Genomic DNA, 25609 nt, shown 5'->3' with positions numbered 1-25609 from the left:
AGCCGTGGGGCAGGGTCAGGAGGCGCAGGTGTTGAGCATGCTCTGCAGGGCGGACTTCTCCGTCGACTGCAGGCTCAGACCCCAGGTGTACTTCACGGTGATCCACATTTTGCTGTAGGTGCACCGGTAGGACGACAGGGGCGGCTGCCAGGTGGACGGGTCCTGGTCGCCCTTGGCCTGGTTGACGTTGTCGGTGACAGCGATCAACTGCGGGTGGCTGAGGTCGTTAGCGAAGCTCTGCCGGCGGCTGGTGGCCCAGCTGCTGGCACCGGACCGCCACGCCTCGGCCAGGGGCACGACGTGGTCGATGTCGACGTCGGAGGCAGCCGTCCAGGTCGCCCCGTCGTACGGGCTGTACCAGCGGCCCGACACGGCGGCGCAGCTGCTGTCGGTGACAACGGAGGTGCCGTCGCGTTTGAGGACGGTCTCGCGGGTGTTGCAGGCGCCGCTGATGGTGATCCAGTGGGGGAACAGGTCCCGGGAGTATCCGCTCGTCGAGCCCTCGGTTTTGACGGTGAGGGCGTTGAGCTGGGATTGGGCGGTTGCCTTGGACGGGATGCCGGGAGGCGTCGCGAGCGCTGGCGCAGCGTCGACGGCGAGAAGGTAGGCGCCGGTCAGGGCCACGGTGGCTATGGCGGTGAGGGCTCGTCGCCGTAGTGAGGTTCGGGGGGACTGTCGGGTGACTGACATGAAGGGCCTCCTCGGCAGCGCGATGAACAGCGACCATCTCCGCCGATCATGTCCATCGAAGGTCGCCTTTGTGAAGAGGGAAAGAGGCTTCTGCGAATACTGACCCGCACCAGCCTTCCTGCCCCGCCCCCGTGGCCGGGTAGGCGTGGCTGTTGCTGCTGGCGGGTTGGTGCGTGTCGACATGGCGACGCAGCGGGATCACGGCTGCAGCGGCGTCTTAGAGTGCGACTTCAGGCTGGTAGCACACGCTGGGAGCGACGGTGGCCAACGACCTGATCGTCATGACGTGGAACGTGGAGAACCTGTTCCGACCCGAGGCTGGCGACACGTCGGCGGCAGATACGTACACCGCGAAGCTCGCCTAGCTCGCCGGACTCGTCTCCGGCACCGGCGCGGACCTGGTCGCCCTCCAGGAGATCGGCTCCCCGACAGCGGCTGAGGACCTCCGGGCAGCCCTCGGCGAGCCCTGGCAGGCGGTGGTGTCCTCCCACCCGGACAGCCGTGGCATCCGCGTGGCTGTCCTCGCCCGCCACACCCTGACCGAGGAAGCGCAGATCGTCGCGCTGCCACAGGCCGGGCTGCCTGCGGTCCCCGACGTTGACGGCGCAACCCTCACGCACCTGGGTCGCGGGGCAGTCCAGGCGCACGTCGACTGCGGCGGCCCCGGGTTACGGCTGCTCACCGCCCACCTCAAAAGCAAGCTGCTCACCTACCCCGGCGGGCGCCGCTACCCCCTGAGCGAAGACGAACGCGCCCGCGGCGCCGGCTACGCGCTGCTGCGCCGCACCGCCGAGGCCGTCGCGCTGCGCGTGCACCTCAACGACGTTCTTGCCGCGGCCGCCGTCGACGGGCGGCCGGACATGCCGACGATCCTGTGCGGCGACCTCAACGACGGACCGGACGCCGTCACCACCGTGCTGCTCGAGGGCCCCGCGGACGGCGACGTTCACCGCCCGGACAAGGGCGACGCGGTCCGGCTCTACAACCTCGGACGACGCCTGCCCCCCCGCCCGCGCCTACTCCCACATCTACCAAGGCCGCGGCGAACTCATCGACCACATCCTAGCCACCCGCGACCTCCAACTACGGCTGGCAAGCATCGACTCCCTCGTCGACGACATCACCTCCATCGGCGCCTCCACCCGCACCCGGGAAGCGGTCATCGTGCCGGATCACGCCCCGATCGTCGCTCGCTTCACCGGCCTGTAGCACCTTGCCGGAGCGATGCCCCTCCCCGCGACGCGGATCGGAGTTCCGCAGGCACCTGCGCGGCACTCGGTTACGACCTCCGCCGGCTCATGCCGGTCAGCCGACCGCTATGCCGAAGGGGTCGTCGCCCTCACCGAGAAGTAGCGGCACGTCATAGACCGACGTGTCCCTTCGGGCCCGCGCGTCGCGGACCCGGTGGCGCCACCGCTGGTGCTCGAACGCGACGTCGGCGTCGATCTCGGCCACCACAACTGGGTCCACCTGCACATACGGCCAGGGATCGGGCCGGTCCAGCTGGCCGTTCTTGCCCAAGCGCAGGGTGACCCTCCCTCGTCTGTCCCGTCGCTGGCCGACCCCGGTGACTTTCCCGTGGCACGGGTGGCCTGTGGAACAGGTAGTCGCCCCGGCTCATTCGACAGCCGGCCGCGATCGGTGCGGGGGAAAGGCTGGCGGTTGCTGGTGGGAAGATCTTGTGCCGAGGCAGTTGACCTTGACGCAGGGTCAATCTCTCAGCATGGGTGGCATGACCACGAAAGAAACCAGTGCGACGGAGGTCGCCGGACTGCGCAAGTCGGGTGGCCATCACGGTGACGATGGGAAGCCGGCGGAGAGTGGCGACAGGGCGGCGCGGCACTTCACTATCCACCACGACGGTGTCACGATTCCGGTGTCTCGCGGCGGCCGGGGACGGCCGCTCGTTCTGTGCCCCGGGCTGAACTCGACGCAGGCAGACCTGCAGGAGCTGACCGAGCTGCTGCGGCACGACCACGACGTGGTGACCTTCGACCTGCGGGGCCATGGCCTCGCCTCGGCCGCCGACCGGTACTCCTTCGAGGCGTTCCTCAGCGATCTCGCCGCCGTGATGGCCGAGCTGGAACGCGTTGACCTGCCCTCTGCGCCCGTGCTTGTGGGCTACTCGCTGGGTGCGGATCTGGTCGTGCACTATGCCTCCGAGCATCCTGGCACCGTCGCCGAGCTTATTCTCATCGACGGGGCGAACCCGGTGCCCGAACCGTTCATCACCGAGGCCGACGTGCCGGCGTTTCTCGCAATGTGGGAGGAGCTGGCGGCGCAGCAGGAGGCCATGCGGGGTACCGCGCGTCAGGTGTTGCTTACCGCCCGAGAGATTCTCGACCTGAACGTTGAGATCGATGTGGTTCGGTCCCGGGTCCTAGACCGATACAAGACGATCGACCGTCCCATCAGCATGATCATGTCGACCTCGATGGCCGGCCACAGCGGCGAGGAACATGCGCTGCGGTTCAACCAGAACTGGCGTGTCGGCGTCGAGCGGCTTCTCCGCGAGCAGCCGCACATCGCCATGTTCTGGCTCGACGCCGACCACCAGTTGGTATTCACCCACACCGCGGAGATCGCCCGAATCATCCGCGGCGCACAAAGCACAGCCGGCCTGGCCGACTCCTTGAACACCCTGTAGAGACTGGTCTGATGCTGACTATCGGTGGGCTGGCGTCGTGTGCCGGGGTGACCGTGCGTGCGGTGAGGCACTATCACGCCAAGGGGTTGCTGCCAGAACCGGAGCGGGACCACTCCGGCTACCGCAGGTACGACGCCAGCGCCGTGGTCGAGCTGATCAAGATCCGCACCCTCGCCGAGGCCGGTGTCCCTCTGGCGCGGGTGGCGGAGCTGCTACGGGCCGACGAAGAGGAGTTCGCCGCGGCGATCGCAGACATCGACAAGCGGCTGCGGGCGGAGATCCGGCAGCGGCAGCGGCAGCGGATGCAGATCGCCCGGCTCGCCTCCGGGGACCACATGGCACTGCCCCCCGAGGTGGTCGAGTATCTCGACCAACTGCGGACGCTCGGGGTCGACGAACGGATCGTCCAGGCAGAACGCGACGGCTGGATCATGCTGGCCACACACTCACCCGAGCGAGTGCCGGAGTGGATGGCACGCAAGCGGGAGCAGATCGCCGACCGACGACTCATCGACTTCTATCGCACCCTGGGCCACGCGATGGACCAGACCGCCGACGACACACGGCTGGTCGAACTGGCCGACAAACTAGCCGCCTACATCACGCAGTTGGCCGACGAACAAGGCGAGGACTATGTCGACGACACCGACATCGAGCCGCCGCTGGTCAAGCTGATGGACACACTGGCGTTTGACACTCTGCCGCCGGCCCGTCGGCTGATTGAGCTGATGAAAAAGCGCGGCTGGACCGGCTGGACCAAACTCCAGCGCGTGGAACCCACACCGATGCCGCCGGACTAGGCAGGAAGATGTCGCAGCGCGGCGCTTCAGCGTGATCGGTGACGGCGGACGGGTCCTGCCGGGTAAGGACGCCGGCGACGGCATCGGCGCTGATGTTGACGTGAACGACCCAGGGCTCCGAAGCTACGGCAAGCCAAATCGCAGAGCCGCCGGTAGCAACTCACCGTGGTCTCGATCAAGCCTTGTGGGTCGGCATGGCCAGGTTGACTGCGCGGCGACATCTCTCCCCTGAGACACCTCGAAATCTCCGGAGAACCATCCCACTTCGGCTCGTGTAACAGGCCCGGCCCCTCAGGCACCACATCCACCGGCGCCGCGAGCATCGGCGCGACCGGCCGACGCAGCACCGGCCCCCACCTGCACTCCCCCTAGGCGGGCTGGCATCACCCGCCCGTCCCCACTCCGCCGGCCGCATGTGCCACTCATCCTCCGCCCCCTTCACGTCATGATCGAAGAGACGAGGGCCGGCAGGGGTGGAGATCCGCGACAACGAACGACCGACGCATTGCACAGCCGGGTCGGTGGTGGCCCAGCGAAGAAGATCTCTCCCGCGTAACCGGCACCTCGCCAGACTGGCCCGTCCATTCCGCTAGCTGCCACGGCCGGTCGGGCGGACCGGGACGTGGGAGCCATGCGGCGCCCAGACAGGAAGCCGTCGACGCAACCGCTGGTCGCGGAGGTGCTAGCACATCCGGCCATGATCAGGGCGTTTTCCACGGTGAGATGCTTCGTCCCGCCCGGTCGGCCATGATCGTCATGTCCCCGGCGCTGGTCTGACTCGCTTTCAACCTGGCGCCTCGGCTGCCCTTCGGTCTGATTTGTCGGCCGCGCCGGGTGCACGCGCGGACGGACGGGTGTGACCTGACAGGAGCCTGTGCAAGAGGTCCCATCACCGTGCTGTCCGTCCGTTCGACGGTGCGTGCTGCCCCGGTTGGCCACCTGGAAGGACAGCACCCCCACCATGACAGAGCACCAGTACGACGTCATCGGCGGTGTCGACACCCACGCCGATACCCACACCGCCGTTGTCATTGACGAGATCGGCCGGATGCTCGGCCACCGCCAGTTCCCCACCACGGTGGCCGGCTACCGGGCCCTGCTGGCCTGGATGAGCGAACACGGGCCCCTGCGGTCGGTCGGGATCGAGGGCACCGGCAGCTACGGCGTCGGCTTGGCCCGCTACCTACGCGCCCAAGGCGTGCATCTCGTCGAGGTCGATCGACCCAACCGCAAGATGCGCCGCCAACGCGGCGAGTCCGACCCGATCGACGCCGAAGCCGCCGCCCGAGCCGTCCTGGCCGGCACCGCGACCACTACGCCGAAGAAGCAGGACGCTGCACCGGCTCTGACCTGCTAAAACGAAAAGCCGCACGTCGTGGTGGGTGCAGTTGGATGCCGTTGAGGGCCGTTGGACGTTGTTCAACGCCGTTCAGTACATCCGCCTGCTCCCAACCTGCTCCCCCGATCTCGGCACGAAACCGCCGGCAGATGACCGGCGGAGACGTTCTGCTACCACGCAGTCCGGTACCCCTGTGATCGCCGGACGTGCGGCGTCAGACCCTCCGCCGCGACGCGGTCGCTGCGTCGGCGCCACCGCATCCCGCAGCTCCCAAGCCGCTCCCCCAGGGCAACTCTCAGCCAGTCACCGATCAACGATGGCTGTACCAGGCGCGTGGCGACCTGTCGCAATGAGCCATCTGACGGCTCCCGATGTCGGTCAGTCCCCCCGCCGGCGACGCTTTTAGCCGACGGTTCCGGAAGCGTTGGCACCGCTCGATGGGCGGGACGCTGCCGTGGGTCCGAACGTCGGTCGGGCAGACTCAGCGGGGGCACGCGGTGGCAGATGCGGCACCTCTCGGTTGTCCGATACCGCAGTCCAATCCCTCGGATGACGTCTCGGATCGACTTGCCCAGCCCCGCGAGCTCCAGCGTTTCAGCTCTCGTCACCCGCAGATTCGGGGAATTAGGCGTCCAGCGCCGAACACGTATAACCACGCCAAATCCGGTAGGGACAATCATTTCCTGCTCGGTCAGCTCTTCCAGGCCCCGAAAGGGGGCACCGCCCCGGAAGCCCTAGCCTGAGGGCTGTCGGTGGGGTTCGAGTCTCAGCTGCCGGAACCCTGACCGACTCCGCCATAGCGGATCGGAAGCCGCACTTCGATGGAAGACGGCCTCAGTGACTGGCGTCAGCGGACCCAGGACGACAATCCGCGGCAGCCAGGCTCGGAGCGGCCGACGCTTACCACTTCGGTCTTCTTTGCAAGGTCGCGCCGCACCGCTCAACCGCATAGCCGCAGGTCAAAGCTGTCGCCCCTTTGCCGCACGGCCCCGCGTTGAAGGCCCAACCTCTTCAGTAGCGATTATCCGGCTTAAAATTCACCAACCGATTATGACTATTCGCAGTTACTGCTAGTTCAACCTCGCTTATTGAGCAGACTTGCCTTCGAAGACGCTTCACCTAATCGCCCAAGAGACCATTCTGCAGCAAGCCGGACCTGCTCGTGAGGATCGCCAAGCGCAGCTTGAAGCAAGGGCTGGACCGACGTGTCACCAACGGAAGCAAGCGCGGTGGCGAGAATACTGCGCACTTGAGGGGTGGACTCCTTTTCCCAGTGAGCCAGGAGCGTCGGGAGGACGCGTCGAGTAAGTGACGATGAAGGGGGCTGCGCACCACCGTAGGCGAGGGCCTTGGCAATCGCGTCAGCTGCGGATGCGCGGACGCCGCGATGGTGATCATCAAGAGCTTCCAGCAGTTCCGGCAGGGCCGATCGCGCGGCACGGAAACCAATCAGATCGCATAGCAGCTGGCGAGTCAGAGGACGTTCGGAAGCTTTGAGCGCCGCAGCAAGGACACGAACGGGAGCCTGACGTCGAAGCTCGTCAACGACAGCACGGCGATCGGGGGTTTCCCGCTCTAGAGCGTTGACCACATCCGCCGGCGTCAAGTCAAGATTTATCACGATTGGTCACCTGATCTTAAGTGGAAGCTCTCGTAGAGCGTCCAGATTGTCGCAAGAAGCATGCTAGCCGATCTTGTGCGATACGGTGGCCAGTGGTCAGCCGCTCGATGCCACGGCGCCACCCACCACTAGACCTCCAGCCGCCGCCCCGCATACCCCGGCGGTGGCCAAGACACATGCCCCGACAATCACTACCACACCAACTACCACGACTCCGGCGATAACTGCATCTCTGTTCGCACTACCGCCACCTTCCTCGTCCGTCGACTTTTTCTTGTTGGGAAAATTGTCTTCGCCGCGCACTCTTCCGTCAGGGAACACATTGGTATGAGTCCCGTCCTTGTGCTGCACGTCCCAATGATCTTTGTGCAGCTTGTCCCAACCCCAGCGATTTCCGTGCCGATCTTCGTATCCCTGGTTACCAGGAAGCTTCTTCGGCTCGCCGTAAGACTTTTTTGGCGGTTCATAAGGGCGATCTCCACCCTTTGGAAGGTCACCCGGTCGACCGACACCAGCGCCAGCGGCCGTCTGCGGCTTCGGCTTCGGCTTCGCCGGCTTCTTTTTCAGGTAATCCGTGCACGACTTCGCCGGCCAGCACGATTTGCCGTTCCCAGCTTGTTTCTTAGCCTTCTCCTTGGCCTTTTTGTTCGCCGCCTCGTTGCCCGGATGGTAGCCGCTGCAGTTGAACTGCTTACAATCTTCTGGCGCCTCCCACACGACGCAGAGCCGAGGTCCACAGCGTGCGCGGCACTCGGTACTACCTCCGCCGGTTCGCGCCGGTCAGCCGGCCGGTATCCCGAACAGGTCGTCGCCCCTCACCGAGCAGTAGCGGCAGGTCGTAGACCGAGGCGTAAGGCCAGGCGCCTGGCAGTACGCGGCATTTGTCACCTGCTGTACTCGCCCCGACCTGGCTCGAAATCTCCTGATGGCCCATCCCCCACCTCTGGCTGACGGCGTCGCATGGCACCCGGCGAACCATTGAGCGGCAGCTCCGTCTGTGAGGTCCCACCCGCCTGCGGCCAGGTTGCAGGGCCGCGTGCGACGCCCGGGTGCGCCAGAGTGATGCGGTGAGCGCCACGAGTCGCGCTGTGGAGGTGTGGAACGAGGAGTACAGGCGCGGTCGTTACACCTATGAACCGCCTGTTGATCTCGTTGGCGACAGTATCGGCTGCGGCAACGGCAGGCACCTGTTACCGCTCAGGTACGGCCGTTGGACGGGCGTCGGTGGCGGCGCGGAAAATCTAGCCAACAGGCATGGCGGCGGGCGGAGGCATCTGGTTTCAAGACGCCATAAGATGCAGGCGTGACCTTCGACTTCATTGAGAAGCGGCGCGGGCCGGAAGCCGAGTGGTTCTGGTTCCCGTTCGCAGACAATGACGACTTCAACCCGACGTGGTGGAGCCACCGGTCGCTGTACGGCGAGAGCCGTTACAGTTTGCTAGAGGTACGTAGTGACGGGCTGGAGGTAGCGCGGATCGAGCTTGACACCGAGGTCACGTTCGACCACTACTTGGGAACCCCGCACCTTGACGGGACAGCACTTGAGATTCAGCTCATCGAAGTAGCGGCTTCGCAGAGACGTCGAGGCATAGGAACCAAGGTCTTGCATGCCTTGGCGACAAGGTACCCGGAACGACGGCTCGTCGCGTCCAGCGACGAGGCCGAGGGTTTTTGGGCGTCTCTAGGTTGGACGCGGTTCGATCGTCAGAAGGACGCGCAGTTGAGCCACTTTCTATTCATGCAGGCTGAGCCGCGAGCTTGACAGCCGACCACCGGCCTTAAGGGCTTCGATTAGAAGCGCGGTCACGATCGCGGCCAACCTTCAGTCGACACTTCCTGAAGTGGATCAACCTTGCCGGATGACGCCCCTCTAATTGTCGATAAGCTTGAAGTCGCTTCGGATAACGCCGTACCCGCAGGCTCTACCCAACAACTGAAACGACGCCCAACAAGACTCAACTGCTCAACTCCGAGCTGATACGCCAGAGTCGCGGCATCCGTCTTACGAACCTCAGAACCGACATCCGCCTCGCGGAATTCGGCAATTCCGCCACGCTTACCCATAACGACATACTCGACCCTCTTGCCGCACATTCGCTTGGTCGACCTATTCCTGAGTGGGACCTATACACTGCCTGAATCCGTTATGGCTGGCGGCGGCCGCTTATCGCTCCGCCTCATTCACGCCGCCGAAGCTGGCTACAAATATCTCCGCCCACTCCGCCACGTCGGAATGCCTTTGTCGTTCAACTCGCCGAGCAGCCAAACAGCGCCATTCAGACGCTTCAACTGTAGCTCCGACTCCGAGATAGGAAGAACCTGACAGAAGTGCACATGCGAGGAATCCGGAAGAACGAGGGGAGGCAGAAGTTCTTCTATTTGAGGAATAACCAGGAAAGTGGAAACTGCCGCACCAGGCCACAGGGGCTCCCCCAGGGTCACCGTTTCCTCGGGCCAAACGTCGCCCCCATGCTGGGGGTAACTTCCAAGAAGCGACATGGACGGCGCAATGTCATCGAACTCCGGACTGAAGCCAACGAAGAACTCAACCCGACGCCCGCCTGACGAGGCCGATTTCGTCACACTAGCCCCGTTGGTCGCGTAGACTGCCACGCCCTCGCCGGTCGCCTCCTCTGGCCACTTGTAGACTTCCATGGAGTTGCCAAGGACGTTGAACCGCGCTTCGCGGCTTGGCATCCCCCACTTCGATTCGTAATAGCTCCGAACTAGATCCCTAACCTGCATTGTATGGCCCCCCTCCGAATGGCCACCAGGATCCCTGCGGCCAGGCAGGTGGCCACCACTGCCCAGGACCGTCACCCAAAACCTTGCCGCTCTTGCCGCTGCTTCCGTTGCAAGGCTGACACGCCCCAACCAGGTTACCGCGCTGGTTGATGTCGCTCGACCTCTCCGCCTTGTCGTCGACCCATCCACCATTCTGGTGATGTTCCTTCACTGGCCAGATGTGATCCGCCTGCTTGCTAAGCGACACGCCGCAATAGGCGCACACCGGATTGGTCGCCAGTGCATCCCTACGGTCCGTCTCGGACATGTTGCTGTATTGCATTCGACGGGCGTACTTGGGAGCCGGACCCTCAGGCCGATCGTGCCAGGCAGGCCGCATCCCGTTGGGCTCAACTGGGCCGATCGGTTCACAGTGGTCATACACCGGGTTGTTGTTGTGTACGAGCACCGGTTCGTTGCCGGCGATTACGTAGTACGTGTGGACGTCGGCGACCGTCAGGTCGCGCATCTCTTCATCGCCGGTGAAGTTCTCGACCGCGATGACGGTGATGCGCTCTCCTGGTCCACCGCCTCCCATGCCGGCGCCGGTGCCGTCGCCTTCAAGCTGCTTCTCGTCGTGAACGAGGAGCTGGTGACCCACGGGCAGCTTGGCGGCGTCGACCCAGCTGCCGTCGGTGGCGTCCCAGACCGGGTGGTGCTGGGTGGTCTTCAGTACCGTCGTCTTGCCCGAGGCCTCGTTCTTTACGGTGACGTTGGTGAGGTCGCGGTCCTGGTTGTGGTGTAGGGCGGTGACCGGCTCGGCCACGGTTCGTCTGGCCTGGGGGTCGGTCGCGGCGACCTTGTCACCGAGGGCGACGTCCTTTATTGCCTTGCTGGAGCCGTCGGCCATCAGCACTCGGGTGTCCGGATCGAAGCTGTGTCGCCTCTGACAAGTTCCGCCGGCTCCGCCGGACGACGAGTCCTGTTCCTCGCCTCGGGAGCGCGGCCGGGCGGCCGGGTTTGGTTCGTCCCCGCCGTGTAGGTTCTTGCCGCGTCCGAGGGACGGCAGCTTGGAGCCGATGCCCGGTGCACGGCTGGCTGCGCCGCCGAGCAGCTTGTTGGCGCCGCCAGTGAACTTGCTCATGCCGGCGGACAGGCCGCCGTCAAGGCCGCCCTCGATCATGGTGCCGGCCAGGCCGCTCCAGGAGAACTTCTCGTCGCCGCGGGCGACGTCGATCATGTATCCGGCGCCGGAGGACATGGCTCCGGCGACCGCGCCAGCCAGGATAAGGCAGCCGACGCCGGTGGCGCAGAGCGCGCCGACCGCGACCGTGGCGGCCAGGCCGACCGCGGCGGTGGCGACGAACTTCCACGGGTCCTTCTTGATCGCGGCGACCGTGGACTTGACGCTTTTCACGGCGTTCTTGACTGCCTTCTTGGCGGCCTCCTTCACACATTTGGAGGCGCCCTTGTTCAGGCATGTTTTTGTCGCGTGGTAGGCGTCGACGACCTTTTGGACCTTCTTTTTCGCCCAGCGTTTGGTGGTGTCGTACGCGACGCGGGAGGCTCGTTTGATCTTGTGGCCGAGCTTCTTGGCGCCCTTCTTGACGTCCTTCCATGCCTTGCCTGAGGCGACGTAGTGGTAGGTGTTGACGGCTGCGTGGTAGGTGTTGACGGTCTTCTGGTAGGTGTATGTCGCGACTGACTGGACCGCTGCCACCGGGTGGGTCACCACGTTCACGACAGAGTTCCACTTCGGCCAGCCCCAGTGGCCGGTCGGATCGGCGGTGGTCAGCGGGTTCCCGTCGCCGTACTGGAATCTGTTCGCGTTGATCGAGTCCGGCGTCGGGTCATTCGAGGCGGTGTCGCGGGTGTCAAACTGACCAGTGTCCGGGTTGTACCAGCGGGCGAGCATGTTGACTCGGCCGGTGGTCGTGTCGGTCCATTCGGACTGGTATCCGAGGTTGCCGAGCAGCCCGGAGGTGGCGACGACGGTGCCGAGTGGGTCGTAGGTTCGCGAGCCGCTGAGCGTCGTCCCGGTGGCGGTGAACTGGCCGACGACGTCGTCGTGCTGGTCGGTCCATGCGTAGACCGAGTTCGCGCCGTTGCCGGCGCCCTCGCCGAGGAGTTCTCCGTTTGGCCCGCGGGTGTAGGTGGTGCCGTTGTCCTGAGCCAGGTCGTTGCCGAGTCCGCTGTAGCGGAAGCCGGGCTGGATGGCCCGCCCCAGCGCGTCGTAGGTGTAGGTGCTGGTGCCACTGCTGGCCTGCTGGGACAGCACCTGCCCGAATGCGTCGGCGATTGTGGTGAGAGCGCCGGCCGCGGATGACGTCTGCTTCAAAGTGCCGCGGGCCGTGTAGGTGTATGTCATCCCGCCGCTGTCGGTTGCCAGCTGGTTGCGGGCGTCGTACGTGAAGGTCTTCGACCCGGCCTGGGTGCGGTTGCCGGCATTGTCATAGGCGTAGCCGATGGTGGTGGTGCCGTTGTTCCAGGAGCTGAGTCGGTCGGCGAGGTCGTAGGTGTAGGTGTTGGAGCTGGACCCGGCGAAGCCGGTGGTCACCTTTGACGTCTCGTTGCCGTTGTTGTCGTAGCCGTAGGCGATAGAGGCCAGTGTCGTGGTGCCCGCGGCGTTCTTGAGGGTGTCGGTCTTGAGCCGGTGCAGGTAGTCGTAGCCGAGGGACCGCACGTTGCCCGAGCCGTAGGTCAGCGTGGCGACCTGCGACATCGTGTTGTACCCGACCGTCAGGTTGATGCCGGTCGTGGTGTTCGCGGCGCTCCGAAGTCGCCCGGCGACGTCGTAGCCGAAGGTGGTGGCCCCTGCGGCATCGGTTCGGGAGCTCAGATTGCCGTCGCGGTTGTAGGCGTAGGAGACGTTGTCTTGCGGGCCGCTGATGGACAGGGGAAGGCCCCGGTCGTCGTAGGTGATGGTGTTGGTGCCCGAGGGTACGGACAGCGAGGTGATGCGACCGGCGTCGTCGTAGTCGAAGCTGCGGCTCGCGGTGGCCACCTCGGCGCCGGTACCGGTCTGCCCGGTCAACTGGCCCAGGTCGTCGTAGTCGTTGTGCACTCGCACCCCGCCGGGCGCCAGCTGATCAGTCACCCGTCCCGCCGCATCGTAGACGAGGCTGAAAGTGCGTTCGGCTAGATCTGGGTATGCGGAGGTTGGGGGTTCGATCTGTGATTCTGGCTTGCCCCAGGAGTTGTAGGTGGTCCAGAAATGGACGGCGCGACCGTCGGTGAAACGGGTCCGGTTGCCCGCCGCGTCGTATCCGAAGGAGGTCTGGATCGAAGTAGTGGCGGTGGTCGGCTGGGTTTCGCCCGTCATCCGACCCATCGCGTCGTAGGTAAACGTGGTGGTGGTGTTGCGGGCGTCGGTGGTCGAGGTGAGGTTGCCGTTGTCGTCGTAGCCGGCCGACTGGGTGGTCAGCACCGCGTTGGCCGGGTCGAGCTGCTGCACCTGGGTCTGCCGGCCCGCCGCGTCGTAGGTGATGACCTGCTTGGTGGAGTCCGCGTTGGTGGTCTTGACCAGCCGGCCGAGGCCGTCGTAGTCCATCAGGGTGTTGTTGTTCGCCCCGTCCTTGACGCTGATCGTCTCACCCGCGGAGTTGTAGCCGTAGGAAGTGCTTACGCCTTCGGGGGTGGTGACCTTCTGCAGCCACGGTCCGATGCCGTAGGCGCCGGTGCCGTAGTCGTAGGTGGTGGTGTTCGTGATCGGTGTGGGCTGGCGCACCACGTCGCTGGTGGTCAGGGTGCGGCCGAGCATGTCGTAGGTGGTGGTGGTCTTCGCGCCGGTCGCGTCTACCGATTCGAGCAGGTCGCCGACCTTGTCATAGACGGCCGTCGCGGATCGGCCGGTCGGTCCGGTCACCTTTGTCGTGTTGCCGAGGGCGTCGTACTCGAAGGTGGTGGTCTTGTCCAGCGGGTCGGTGCTGGCGGAGACCTGGCCGAGCTTGTTGTAGGTGGTGGTGGTGCGCGCCCCCAGGATCGGTGCGCCGCCGCCAGGCGGGGTGTAATCCGGCATGATCATCTGGGAGGGGCGGCCGAGGGCGTCGACGCGGCTTTGGGTGACGTTGCCGAGCGGGTCCTGCACCTCGACCTGCTCACCGAAGGCGTTATAACCGATCCGGCTCACCGGCCGAGCACTGACCGTTTCGCTGCCGTACGACTCCGTGGTGACCGCTGGGGCGACGGTCTGTACCGGCTGATCGGCTTCGTCGTAGTCGTAGTTGGTGACGTTGTTCAGCGGGTCCTTCACGGCGGTGGTGAGACCACGCTTGTCTACCGTGTTGACGGTCGTCATCTCGTTGGTCCACAGCGCCGCGGTGGTACGGCCGTTCCCGCTGTTGTAGAGGGTCGATACCTCGGCTGCGGACAGGGCCCGCTGGTAGGCCTGCACGTTGTCGACGGAGCCGACGAAGGTGCTGCTGCCGGTGTTCCAGGTGTTGCCGCCGATGGTCAGGCCCGTCGCGGAGGCGAACGGCGTCGGGTTGGTGACTGAGGTGCCGGCGACGTTGTTGACGTACAGCGACATCCGCTTGGTGGCGGCGTCGAACACGGCCACCATGTGCACCCAGGTGTTCGCGGCGACCGCGGTCGCCGACGTCGCCAAGTAGGTGGTCGACGGCGACGCGGAGTCCGTGGCCGGGGAGCTGAACGCCCACTTGGCGAGGCTGCTGTTGTACTGCAGGGAGAACGCCGCGTTGTTGGCGCCGCCCTGGCCGAGCGCGGTTTGCGTGCTCGTCAGGTTGCCGGCCTTCACCCAGGCCGACACCGAGTAGGACGCGGTCGTGTCCAGCACCTTGTTCGGGGTCTGCATGTTGCCCGCGGTGGTGAACGTCGCCGCGCCGGCGCTGGTGGACACGCTCGAGGCGAGGAATTCCATGTCGTTGTGCGACGGTGAGGAGTCGTAGCTGATGAACGGGCGCGCGCCGAGGAAGCCGGCGTTGTCGTCGTAGCTGGTCTCGTCGAGCTTCCACCAGCCGACCGGGCCGTTGTCAGCGCTCTTGCCGACGCTGTTCCACGTGGGCCGGCCCATCGGGTCGTAGCCGGTGCGGGTGGTGGCCAGCACCGACCGCTTCGCCCCGGACAGCGTGCGGGTGGCGGTGACGTGGTCGTCCCCGTCGTAGGCGTAGGTGCTGATCCGGTCGGCACCGCCCGGGCTGACCGTGGACGCGACCAGCCGGCTGGCCGGGTCGTACAGGTAGCTGGTGGTGGTCGCGCCGTTGTTTTCCTTCTTGACGGCGAGGTTGCCGGCCTCGTCGTAGGTGTTCTCCTCCAGCACCTGGGTGGTGACGCCGTCGGTGCGGCTGACCTTCTTCAGCTTGCCGTCGCTGTAGTAGTCGTACTTCGTGGTCCAGTTCATCGCGTCTGTCTCGGACGCTAGGTCGCCGTTGGCGTAGTAGGCCCGGGACATGATCTGGGTGGTGCTGCCGTCCTTACCGGTGAGCGTGGCGGTGAGGACCTGGCCCTCGCCGTCGTAGGTGCTGCGGAGCTGACGCAGCACATCTCCGGAGGGGCACGATGCGGCCGGGGCGGGGTTGCTGTCGCAGGTCGTCTCGGTGACCTGGTTGCCGTAGGCGTCGTACTCCTGCAGCGTGACGGTGCCAACCGGGTCGATCACCTTCACGAGCCGGCCGTGCTCGTCGTAGCTGTTGGTCACGGTGCGGTCGGCGTCGCCGCCGGTCAGGTCCTGCTGGGTGCGGGTAAGAACGTTGCCGTCGGCGTCGAAGGTGTCGACGGTGCGCAGCGTGTGCACGGCGCCGGTGACGCGGTTGGTGACCGGTGGCTCGGTGGACTCGGTGACCTGCCCGTCGGCGTCGTAGCGGAATGTCGTGACCAGCCCGGCCGGGTAGGCGTCCGAGATGACCTTGCGGCTGATGGCGCGTCCGAGACCGTCGTGGGTGAACTCGGTGATCAGCCCGGCTGCGTCGGTGATCCGCACCGTGTCGCCGGCGGAGTTGTACTCGGTCCGCTGGACCGCTCCTGCGGCCGAGGTGGTGGTGGCTGGCAGCCCGGGTGGGGTGACTCCGCCACCCACGGCTGGCGTGGTCGCCGTCGTGTAGGTCATCGACACGGTGCGGCCGGCCGGGAAGTCGGCCACCGGCGGCGACACCATCGAGGTGCGGTTGCCGGCGGTGTCGTAGGTGAACCGCGTGCGGTAGCGCTCGTCCTTGTCATTGCGTGAGCGCGGATCCCGAATGTCGGTGATCTGATCGTTGCGCGCATCCGGGGTGAGCTGGGTCGTCGTGGCATCCGGCCAGTAGCTGTAGTACGTGGTGTCGCACTCGCTGAGCTCGTCATTGTGCGGACGGGCGCAGGTGGTCGAGCGGATGGTGTTGCCCCGCACATCCTTGCCGGATTCGGTGAGCTGGCCCAGCGGGTCGTACTCGACGGAGGCGAACCCACCCACGTCGTAGCCGTAGCTGGTGGTGTTGCCCAGCACGTCGGTGTCGGCGATGAGCCGGTTGCCGTTGACCAGGTCGAAGTATCGGGTGGAGACCTTGCCGGCCGGGTCGGTGACGGTGACCTTGGAGACCGGTGTCAGGGTCGGGCCGGTGGTGTCGGCCGTCGGCGACCCCACCGCCTTCGACGCCTCGTAATGAGCATCGACCTGGGCGGCGGTGAGCAGCTTGTCGTAGAACGCGAACTCGGCGATGTCACCCGTGAAGTAGCTGGTCGTGCCGGACGACCCGGCCAGCCCCGAGGTGTAGCCGGCACCGATGTAGGCCGGCTTCGCGCCGCCCTGAGACGTTTGGGTCGTACTCGCCACGAGTTTGTTGTCCAGGTAGAGCGCCTGAGCGTAGGGCCAGCTCTTGCCCAGCACGACGTGGTGCCATTTGCCGTCGTTGACCTTCGTGGTGCCGGAGGTCATCGTGATGGCGGCGCCGGTCTGCTCCAGGCCGCCACGCAGGATGCCGTCGGAGCCGACATACAGCGCGGGCACGTTCGACGAGCCGGTGGGGGTGCTTCCGACGCTGTACAGCACGCCGCTCTTGGCGGTGCCGGCCGGGATCCGGAACCACATCTCCACCGACGCCGGATTGTCAGTGGTGCCGACCGCGGTCCTATCGGTGCCGCTGAGATATGAGGAGGTGCCGTTGAACACCGCGCCGAACCGGTCCGGGAACGGACTGGTGGTATTCGGCTGCGTGGTGTCGAACGTGACGTTGTGGTACTGCATGGATCCGCCGACGACCTCGTTGACCGCGTCGGCCGGGGCGTCGATGTCACCGAGCCGGAAGTAGTCGCGCGGGCGGGTGCCGAGAACCGCGGAGACGTACCCCTGGCTGGATGAGATGGCCTGCGGCATGCCGATCTTCCAGGTGCCGCCGTTTTCGTCGGTGACCTCGGCGACCCGGCCGGAGACCGGGTCGTAGGTGACCTGCGCCTGCACGCGGCCGGCCTCGCTGGTGATTTTCGACAGCGACGGGGCGGCGGTGCGGCCGCTGTTCCACATCGCGGTCACGGTGCTCGTGGTCACGGCGTTGTTGAACATCGCCACTTCGGCGATGGAGCCGTTGAAGAACGAGGCCGTCCCGGTGGTGTTGGGCTGGGCGGGCCAACTGCCGCCGAGGAAACCGGCGCCGACGTATACGTTCGGGATGCCGGTGAAGTTCATGTTGATCGCGCCGGTCAGGGTGCCGGCGACCGCGCCGTCGAGGTACATCGTCTGGCTGCCGCCGTTGCCGGAGAGCACCACGTGGTGCCACCGGCCGTCGGTCACCACTGCGGTGGACGCCATCGCCGAGGCCGGGCTCACGAGATACTCCCCGTGCAGCTTGCCGTCGGTGCCGACGTACAACGCCGGAACGTACGCCTTGGTCGTCGTGGCGCCCGCGGCGACGGCATCTTCGGAGTAGCCCAGCAGCACCCCGCCGGCGGTGCTGGTCTTGAACCACAAGCTCATTGACTGGTATGAGGCCTCGGTGACCAGCTTCTGGCGCAGTTGCATGCTGGAGGCGGTGCCGTTGAAGGAGGCCGCGGTCGCCGACGAGCCGGCCAGCGGGCCGGGCGCGCCGAGGGTGACGTTGGTGTAGGAGGCGTTGTCGGCGCCGTCGTTGGACAGGACCGAGCTCATCGCGCCCGTCGCGCCGGACGGCTCGTTCATCCGCCAGTACGAGTACGGGCCCGCGTTGAGCGTCGTCGCCTCGTACTGGGAGGCGGTGGTGTACTCGTACCGGGTGCACTCCGTCGTCTCACCAGGGGGGCACACCCCGGTCAGCAGGTCCTTGTCGTAGCTGTAGTTCCAGATCAGCCGGGTGGAGGAATCACCCGGGGTAACGGGGTCGGTGGTCACGGTCGCCACGTGCGGGTTCGCGGCGCCGGACGGGGTGGACCAGGTCACGGCCAGCGTCCGCCCCGACGAGACGGACGTGAGCAGGTCGACCAGGCCGTTCGCGTCGTAGCGCACCGTGTCGGCGCGACCGGACGCGTCGGCGATCCGAGTGAGCCGGTAGACGCCTCCACCGACCGCCCGGGTGAACTCGTACGCGGTGGCGTCCTTGTCGGTCAGCGAGTAGCCGCCGGTGATCGGCTTGAACACTGAGAACCGGCCGGACGGCGGGGTGAACGTGCCGTCGGCGTTGCGGCCGAACGCGATCTCCTCGCCGGAGGGGTACCGGACGGCGACGGTCTGCACCGCGCCGGCGGGGTCGGGCTGCTCCCTGACCTGCATGTCCAGCAGCGATGACCAGCCCTGACCGAACGCGCTGTCGGCGCGGACGTCGCGGCTGTTGTAGTCCCGGCTGATCGACAGCGCCGGACCGGCGGTGGCCACCTCGGCGTCGCTGTCGGAGGTGGTGTAGTTGCCGGTGCTCGGCTCGTACCCCTTGCCGCCGTTCTGGCCGAGGTCGGCGCTGATCATCGGCTGCGGAACAGCGGTGGTGAAGGCATACGCCACCGGCGAGGCCGGCCCCGTGGAGGACCAGTCGTTGACCTGGACGGTGTAGGTGTAGGTCTTGCCCCACGACAAAGCGCCGGCGGGGACCTTCCACACCCCGCTGGTGACCCAGCCGGAGGTGGCGACCTGGGTGCCGGCGGAGTCCTTGACCACGAACGTGTAGCGCAGGCCCTTGTTCGGCCAGGCGTCGGAGTCGTGACCGCTGGCGGCCAACTCCGGGGTCAGCGTGCCGACGGTGTAGTTGTCCGCCGGGTAGCGCACGTCGATCTGAGGTGCCACGTTGTCGGTGTAGGTGACGTCGATAAACGGCGTGCAGGAGATCGTCCCGTACGTGGCGTGCGCGCAGTTCAGCGGCGAGTTCGCCGAGGTGAAACGCTTCCACGCCGCAGTGTCGGTCTCGCTGGCCTTGATCGCCAGCCCGTAGGTGCCGCCACCGGTCACCCACTCGTTGATCTCATTGACGTTCAGCGGCACCGACACCCAGGTGCCCACGTTGCGGGTTTTGGCGGTGTTGCCGCAGGCGGCGGTGTTCGACGGCGAGGCGTTGCCGATCGAGGCAGACAGGCTGGGGAACGTGTTGAACAGGATGCTGGACGCCCACCAGTTCTGCGTGACCCGGTAGACGTCGAACCGGCGGGCGACGCACACGCCGTTGCCCACGCCTTGGTAGCTCATGAAGACGTTCAGGTCCGCCGCGCTGAGCTTCTTGCCCGCGTAGGTGCTGCCGAAGGTGGAGAACGGCAGGATGGCGCGGGCCTTGCCGGTGGCCGTGGCGTCGAACGTGCCGGCGGCTACATTATCCTCGGTGTAGCGCTGAGTTTCCGTGACGTCCGACTGCACGTAAGTGTCGCCAGTGGCTGTCTTGATGGTGCCGGTGGACGGGTCCAGCAGCACCGGGAACTTCCGCTTCGGGTCGCGCAGCCAGGCGCCGTCGACGGTGACCTTCAGTGCTTGGCCGGCCGCGTACGGGACGAGGTCGTACTGCACGGCGTGGGAGATGGCGCCCACGCCGGAGGCGTCCACGCTGGCGTCCTCTAGGTAGCCGGCCGGCATCCGGGCGGCTTCGGCACCGTCGGTTCCGACGAACACGGCGCTGCCGTCCTCATCGATTTTTGCGGTCAATCCGCGCAGGCGCAGCGGATAGACGTACTCGGTGGGCGCCTGCGCCGAGCGCAGGACCAGGGTTTCCTTGACATCGGCGCCGGTCACGGCCAGCTGAACATCCACCTCGGGCAGCACACGCTCGTAGGTCAGTTCGTTGCCGTCGACCTTGGCGGTGGTCAGACTGGCTCCGGCCAGGTCGTAACCAAGTCTGCGATCCGCGTCGAGCGCGAGGTCGACCAATGGCTGATCAGTCTTGCCCGCGGCGGCGAAGGTGACACCGACCGGATGTGCCTTGACGGTGAAACGCCCGTCGGGCCGCCGGACGATCGCCGGATCGATCGTGTGCCAGGCGCCGTCGGCGTCGCGCCAGTTGACTGGCCGCTGGTGGACGCGGCGGGTGACGGACCCGTCAGCATTCTGGAAGACGTCGGTGGTCGCCGTCGAGGCTGCCATCACCCGCTTGCTGGTGCGGGCGTCGTACCCCCGCCGGCCGGGGCCAGTCCCCCGCACCTGTGCCGTGGGCCGGTGCGGCTGGAAGCGCGGCAACTCACCCTTGGCGCGCTCCCCGCTCGGCCGAGCCCGGTCCCGCGTCGCCGGGACGTAATGCCCGCCGGAGGCCCGGCCGGCCTTTTGCTTAGGGGTGGGCGGCGGCTTGGCACCCCACGATGGGCGCAGCGACCAAACGGAGGTCAACCAGCCCGTTGGCCAGCCGTTCCCGGCCACGGGCGGCAACGGCTGATGCGGCGCAGCGGTCAGCAGCGCCAGTACCAGTACCAGTACCGCAGCTACTCGGCGCACGCCGATCCGCACCGAGATCTGCCGGGCGGCAGTACGACGCAAGGCAGGAACGCGCTGACCGCCCATGGCAGCCTCCCCCGTTGGTGATCAAACCCGCGAGAAGCTTCCTGAACGTTGGCTGAAAAAGCAATATCTAAGTTTCTAGAAGTATGAGATCAACTGGAGGCGGCGGCGGTCACGCGCCGCTCCACCTCGGACGCCACCGCGTCGGTCGAGCCGACCGCCACAGCGGGCACGGCCGGGTCCGGCGACACACCAACAACAAGGTACTGAGTGTCAGGGAAGCGTCGGTGGCCCTTCGCCAGGGTCGCGATTGGTGCCTTGCCCACCGCGACCACCATCCGGCAGTGCTGGACCCCGAGGGTGTTGAAGAACCCTTCGGCGTTCTCCGACGTCTGCTCCCCCACCACGGCCAGGTGCTGCACCTTGATCGACGTCGCCAGCGACGCTCGCTGCATTCCCGCCCAACTCGCCGCGGCTTCCGGTCCCGCCAGTCCCCGGTCGTCTGTCAGCATGCAGGCCGTGAACGCCCGGTACTGCCGCTCACGAGGCGGCGGGCCGGGATCCGGCCAAAGCACCCACGCTAGCGCCGCAACCACGAGCAGCCCAGCGCCCGAGGCCGCAATCACCCGCCACCGTCGACTCACAGCCACCACCGAGGTCCCTCCTCCCGCCGGGACCGATACCCAGCGGGAGCAAGATACGGCCCCCGCCGGTGATCGGGCGACCTGGCCGGCCGATCGCCGTGCGGCCGTCCCGGCTTTCGGAGCCATCGGGCGCATGGAGGGTTGGAGCCAAAGGCGGTGTCCAGCAGGAAGCTGCCGAGGCCGTCACTGCTCGCGATGGGTGCTAGCACATTCGGCAATGATCAGGGCGTTTTCCACAGCGCTGAGGTTCTCCACAACGCTAAGCACCGCGCTGGCGGAGCGCCTGCGGCATCGGCGAACCTCAACAAGTCGGCGAGGTCGCCCCTGAGGTTGCTGGCCACGGTCACGTACAGGTGGAGCAGCCCAGGCCGCAGGCCACCGACACCGGTCCCCGCAGCGTCAACGTGGCTGCGGGGACCCTCTACTTCTCGATCGCCCGAGGCTGGGGGATCGGTCGAGTTCGGGCCAGTCCGTCGTCGATCACCTACGGTCGGAGAGGTGGAGGTGTTCCTGCGGGGCGGGCCGGGTGACGGCCAAGTGGTGTCCCGCGGCGGGGAGACCGTCGTGTGGCAGGCCTGCCTGTACGAGATCACGCCCGAGTTCGCCCGCCGGAGCGGACGTGATCTTCGGGTGTATCGGCACCGCCCGGACTGCTGCGAGCCCTACGGCCGGGGCGCGGAGGACCGCTGCGAGTAACCCCTTCGCTACGGGCGCGCGAGACACGGTCGCCATCCAAGCCGCCCACCCAGGTCGAACGTATGTACGATCGCGGGGTGCAGGAAGTGGTACGGCGGTGGTGGAACGGTGTCGTGCGCCACGAGGCGCTATCGGTCGAGTGGAGGTGGGAGACCTTCACCCGTCTGCTGTCGTAGCAGTGGGCGTGAAGCTGGAGGCAGCCTGACCGCGGGAACGCGCGGGAGGGTGGGAAGCGGCCTCGACAACGCCGGGGTGGGTTGGTACTGCCAGAGGTTGCGTCCACGGGAGTGGTGTACGACTTGCCCGTGATGGGCGTGTTGCGTAGATGAGAGACGGCCATCGCGTCGATCCTTCAAGACGACCAAGTCAGAGAAGGAAGAGAGAACGCGATGGCCGCTTCAGAGAGTGTGAACCCTGTTGACCTGCTGCGCGAGCAGATCGCTGGCGCGTCGCCGGACGTGTTGCAGGCGATGATCAAAACGTTCGCGCAGGCGGTGATGTCCGCCGAGGCGGACGCGGTCTGCGGCGCCGGGTATGGGCAGCGCAGCGATGAGCGGGTGAACTCCCGTAACGGCTATCGGGTGCGGGAGTGGGACACGCGGGCCGGGACGATCGATCTGGCGATTCCGAAGCTGAGGCAGGGTTCGTACTTCCCGGACTGGTTGCTGACCCACCGGCGGCGGGCAGAGCAGGCCCTGGTGTCGGTGGTGGCCACGTCCTATCTGCTCGGGGTGTCGACCCGGCGGGTGGAGAAGCTGGTCGAGCAGCTCGGGATCCGGCAGCTGTCCAAGTCGCAGGTCTCGGAAATGGCCGCCCACCTGGACGCCCAGGTCGAGGCGTTCCGCAACCGGCCCCTCGACGCCGGGCACTACACCTTCGTCTGGCTGGACGCGCTGACGATGAAGGTCCGTGAGCACGGCCGCACCGTCAACGTCCACGCCCTGATCGCCGTCGGGGTCAACGCCGACGGCCAACGCGAGGTCCTCGGCCTCGACGTCGCCTCCGACGAAGACGGCGCCGGATGGCTGGCGTTCCTGCGGTCGCTGACCGCTCGCGGCCTGTCCGGCGTCCGCCTGGTCATCTCCGACGCCCACGCCGGCCTGGTGCAGGCCATCGGCGCTGCACTGCCAGGAGCCTCATGGCAGCGGTGCAGGACCCACTACCTGCGGAATCTGCTGACCAAGGTGCCGAAGTCGGCGCAGCCGTGGATCGCGACCCTGGTGCGGACGATCTTCGACCAGCCCGACGCTGACGCTGTTCGGGCGCAGTTCGGCCGGGTCGTGACCACGATCGAAGCCAAGTTCCCCGCCGCGGCCGAGCACCTCGACACCGCCCGCGACGACCTCCTGGCCTTCACCGGCTTCCCCCGCGAGATCTGGCGCCAGATCTGGTCAAACAATCCGCAGGAACGGCTGAACAAGGAAATCCGCCGCCGCACCGACGTCGTCGGCATCTTCCCCAACCGGCCCGCGATCATCCGCCTCGTCGGCGCCGTCCTGGCCGAACAAACCGACGAGTGGACCGAAGGCCGCCGCTACATGGGCTTGGAACTCCTCGCCAAAGCCCGCATGGTCACGATCGAGACCGGCCAACACGACACCGAGCAGCCCGACCCCACCCCGATCGCCGCATAACATCAGACCGGATCCCGCGATGGCCGTCTCCTACACCACCAGCGCGGACGTGACCCTGCCAGACGGCCCAGGTTCGGCAAGCGAGACGGAAAGGTGTACGTGAGGAACCGACGTGTAACGCCTCTTAATTCCACCACCGGCTCAAATCTGGCGGATATGGGCCGGGATCGCGGACGAACCATCCGGGCTAGCGCCGTCCGGGTGGGCTCCACGGCGGGGTTGATCCCCTCGTCGTGGTGGTTGCGGGGAAGGTCTACGGCGTACCCGCAGCGGGCCGCAGGGGCAAAGTTGGGCACCTCCTCCGTCGATCGATCGGTGGTGAACGTGGGAACCGTCTGGGTGCGGACCCGCCGCGGCGCGGCCAGCGTGGCGGAGATGGGAGGGCACGTTGTCCTGCCGGGGCACCTCGATGGGGCGGAGTCCGCGTAGTAGTCCGAGGGCGGGAGAGCCGTCTGCATGGCGAAGGCGGGCAGCGGGTTCGCAGGGAGGGATTGTCATGCCAGGAGGTCGCTGGTGAATACCGGCGCGCCGTGGCCGAGTCTCGATGAGGCGTGGCGGCGGGTACTGGAGATTCAGACCAAGCTGCATCGATGGGCAGGCGAGGATCGGTCTCGCCGGTTTGATGATCTGTTCAACCTTGTCACCGATCCCGCGTTCCTGATGGTGGCGTGGGATCGGGTGCGGAGTAACACCGGCTCGCGCAGCGCTGGTGTGGACGGCTTGACCGCCCATCACCTTCAGGCGCTGGTCGGTGCGGAGCCCTTCATGGGCATGATCCGGGAGGCGGTGCGGTCGGGTGAGTTTCGGCCGCTTCCGGTGCGGGAGCGGTTGATCCCGAAGCCGGGCAGCCTCAAGAAGCGCCGGTTGGGGATCCCGACCGTCGCGGACCGGGTCGTGCAGGCGTCGCTGAAGCTGGTGCTGGAGCCGATCTTCGAGGCGGATTTCCATCCGTGCTCGTTCGGTTTCCGGCCCCGCCGGCGCGCTCAGGACGCGATCGCCGACATCCATCTTCTGACGTCCAAGTCGTATGAATGGATCTTGGAGGCGGACATCGAGGCGTGCTTCGACTCGATCGACCACGCCGGGCTGATGGCGCGGGTGCGTCAACGTGTCGGGGACAAACGCGTGCTGAGCCTGGTGAAAGCGTTCCTCAAGGCCGGGATCCTCACCGAGACCGGCTCCCGCGAGGAAACCCACACCGGGACGCCGCAAGGGGGCATTCTGTCTCCGTTGTTGGCCAACATCGCCCTGTCCGTGCTGGACGACTTCGCCCAGCACACCTGGCAGACGGTGATGTCAACGAAGGGTCTGCGAGCCAAACGCCGCCGGCACGGCCAGCCGAACTGGCGGCTCGTCCGCTACGCAGACGACTTCGTCATCCTCGTGCACGGCGAACGGCGTGACGCCGAACAGCTGCGCGACGAGGTGGCCGTGGTCCTCGCCGGGATGGGCCTGCGCCTGTCACCGCCGAAGACCATGGTGGTCCACATCGACGAGGGCTTCGACTTGCTCGGGTTCCGCATCCAGCGGCACCGGAAACGAGGCACGGGTCGGCGCTGCGTATACACATACCCGTCCAAGAAAGCGGTCACCGCGATCAAGGACAAGGTCCGCACGCTCACCCACAGCTCAGCACAAGCCGACCTGACCGCCCTGCTGGAACGCGTCAACGGCGCACTCCGAGGGTGGAGCAACTACTTCAAGCACGGCGTGTCGAAACGGACCTTCAGCTACCTCGGCGCCTTCACCTGGCGCCGAACAGCAATCTGGATCCGCAAACGACACAAGGGCCTGACGTGGAAGCAACTCCGACGGCGCTTCATGGCCGGCGGATGGACGATCACCGACGGACAGCTCACCCTGTTCAACCCGGCCTCGGTCACCGTCACCCGATACCGACGCCGCAGCGTGATCCCCAACCCCTGGACACCCCCGACACGTCGCCTGACCCAGCCGACGTGAGTCCGTGGAGAGCCGGATGCAGCGAGAGTTGCACGTCCGGTTCGGGAGGCG

14 protein-coding genes and 1 pseudogene are annotated in these 25609 nt (G+C 66.5%); 8 read left to right on the top strand and 7 right to left on the bottom strand.

Annotated elements, in window-relative coordinates:
* Positions 1–15 precede the first annotated feature (15 nt).
* A complete protein-coding gene (locus ABZW14_RS07830; protein WP_355341482.1) occupies positions 16–690 on the bottom strand; it encodes a DUF1524 domain-containing protein in 675 nt (224 codons plus the stop codon).
* Positions 691–1088: 398 nt separating this feature from the next.
* Between ABZW14_RS07830 and ABZW14_RS07825 the strand changes: the two are divergent.
* A pseudogene (locus tag ABZW14_RS07825) lies at positions 1089–1655 on the top strand (endonuclease/exonuclease/phosphatase family protein); the annotation flags it as partial.
* Between the two features lie 340 nt (positions 1656–1995).
* On the opposite strand, the gene ABZW14_RS07820 reads toward ABZW14_RS07825, so the two are convergent.
* Positions 1996–2211 carry a hypothetical protein gene (locus ABZW14_RS07820; protein WP_355341479.1) on the bottom strand — a complete coding sequence of 72 codons (216 nt, stop codon included), beginning with the start codon at positions 2209–2211 and terminating at the stop codon, positions 1996–1998.
* Between the two features lie 211 nt (positions 2212–2422).
* On the opposite strand from ABZW14_RS07820, the gene ABZW14_RS07815 reads away from it, so the two are divergent.
* From ABZW14_RS07815 to ABZW14_RS07805, 3 genes are all read left to right on the top strand, one after another.
* Complete coding sequence (locus ABZW14_RS07815; RefSeq protein ID WP_355341476.1) at positions 2423–3337, top strand: alpha/beta hydrolase; 915 nt, start codon at positions 2423–2425, stop codon at positions 3335–3337.
* An 11-nt stretch (positions 3338–3348) separates the two neighbouring features.
* The gene (locus tag ABZW14_RS07810) at positions 3349–4137 is read left to right on the top strand and encodes a MerR family transcriptional regulator (RefSeq protein WP_355341473.1); all 789 of its coding nucleotides are present in this window, start codon (positions 3349–3351) and stop codon (positions 4135–4137) included.
* A gap of 931 nt (positions 4138–5068) precedes the next feature.
* Positions 5069–5494 (top strand): transposase, encoded by a 426-nt coding sequence (locus ABZW14_RS07805; protein WP_355341470.1) that lies wholly within the window; start codon positions 5069–5071, stop codon positions 5492–5494.
* Positions 5495–6551: 1057 nt separating this feature from the next.
* Here the strand turns inward: ABZW14_RS07805 and ABZW14_RS07800 are convergent.
* Positions 6552–7097, bottom strand: a complete 546-nt coding sequence (locus tag ABZW14_RS07800) for a HEAT repeat domain-containing protein (protein ID WP_355341467.1) — start codon at positions 7095–7097, stop codon at positions 6552–6554.
* A 96-nt stretch (positions 7098–7193) separates the two neighbouring features.
* Positions 7194–7814 carry a hypothetical protein gene (locus ABZW14_RS07795; RefSeq protein WP_355341464.1) on the bottom strand — a complete coding sequence of 207 codons (621 nt, stop codon included), beginning with the start codon at positions 7812–7814 and terminating at the stop codon, positions 7194–7196.
* A 586-nt stretch (positions 7815–8400) separates the two neighbouring features.
* On the opposite strand from ABZW14_RS07795, the gene ABZW14_RS07790 reads away from it, so the two are divergent.
* Positions 8401–8859, top strand: a complete 459-nt coding sequence (locus ABZW14_RS07790; protein WP_355341461.1) for a GNAT family N-acetyltransferase — start codon at positions 8401–8403, stop codon at positions 8857–8859.
* A gap of 437 nt (positions 8860–9296) precedes the next feature.
* On the opposite strand, the gene ABZW14_RS07785 is transcribed toward ABZW14_RS07790, so the two are convergent.
* The 3 genes from ABZW14_RS07785 to ABZW14_RS07775 form a co-directional block, all read right to left on the bottom strand.
* Complete coding sequence (locus ABZW14_RS07785; protein WP_355341458.1) at positions 9297–9752, bottom strand: suppressor of fused domain protein; 456 nt, start codon at positions 9750–9752, stop codon at positions 9297–9299.
* Between the two features lie 79 nt (positions 9753–9831).
* Positions 9832–20274 carry a LamG-like jellyroll fold domain-containing protein gene (locus ABZW14_RS07780; RefSeq protein WP_355341455.1) on the bottom strand — a complete coding sequence of 3481 codons (10443 nt, stop codon included), beginning with the start codon at positions 20272–20274 and terminating at the stop codon, positions 9832–9834.
* Between the two features lie 500 nt (positions 20275–20774).
* Positions 20775–21134 (bottom strand): hypothetical protein, encoded by a 360-nt coding sequence (locus ABZW14_RS07775; protein WP_355341452.1) that lies wholly within the window; start codon positions 21132–21134, stop codon positions 20775–20777.
* 630 nt (positions 21135–21764) lie between these two features.
* Between ABZW14_RS07775 and ABZW14_RS07770 the strand changes: the two genes are divergently transcribed.
* From ABZW14_RS07770 to ltrA, 3 genes are all read left to right on the top strand, one after another.
* Positions 21765–21962, top strand: coding sequence for a hypothetical protein (locus ABZW14_RS07770; protein WP_355341449.1), 198 nt, complete (start codon positions 21765–21767; stop codon positions 21960–21962).
* Between the two features lie 389 nt (positions 21963–22351).
* Positions 22352–23596: an IS256 family transposase gene (locus ABZW14_RS07765; RefSeq protein ID WP_355341446.1), complete on the top strand. Its 1245-nt coding sequence runs from the start codon at positions 22352–22354 to the stop codon at positions 23594–23596.
* Positions 23597–24109: 513 nt separating this feature from the next.
* On the top strand, positions 24110–25558 hold the full coding sequence (gene ltrA / locus ABZW14_RS07760) for a group II intron reverse transcriptase/maturase (protein WP_355341443.1): 1449 nt from the start codon (positions 24110–24112) through the stop codon (positions 25556–25558).
* Positions 25559–25609 lie beyond the last annotated feature (51 nt).

It is taken from the genome of Micromonospora sp. NPDC004551 (genome assembly GCF_040609975.1).
Lineage (GTDB): Bacteria > Actinomycetota > Actinomycetes > Mycobacteriales > Micromonosporaceae > Micromonospora.
Note: the sequence above shows the minus strand (reverse complement) of the source record. Positions and strands in the feature narration are given on the sequence as shown.

Excerpts from the sequence above, each read along its gene's own strand:
- ABZW14_RS07780 (WP_355341455.1), bottom strand. The coding sequence starts at position 20,274 with ATGGCAGCCTCGACGGCGACCACCGACGTCTTCCAGAATGCTGACGGG.
- ABZW14_RS07785 (WP_355341458.1), bottom strand. The coding sequence starts at position 9,752 with ATGGAAGTCTACAAGTGGCCAGAGGAGGCGACCGGCGAGGGCGTGGCA.
- ABZW14_RS07775 (WP_355341452.1), bottom strand. The coding sequence starts at position 21,134 with ATGCTGACAGACGACCGGGGACTGGCGGGACCGGAAGCCGCGGCGAGT.
- ABZW14_RS07810 (WP_355341473.1), top strand. The coding sequence starts at position 3,349 with ATGCTGACTATCGGTGGGCTGGCGTCGTGTGCCGGGGTGACCGTGCGT.
- ABZW14_RS07765 (WP_355341446.1), top strand. The coding sequence starts at position 22,352 with ATGGCCGCTTCAGAGAGTGTGAACCCTGTTGACCTGCTGCGCGAGCAG.
- ABZW14_RS07830 (WP_355341482.1), bottom strand. The coding sequence starts at position 690 with ATGTCAGTCACCCGACAGTCCCCCCGAACCTCACTACGGCGACGAGCC.
- ABZW14_RS07815 (WP_355341476.1), top strand. The coding sequence starts at position 2,423 with ATGACCACGAAAGAAACCAGTGCGACGGAGGTCGCCGGACTGCGCAAG.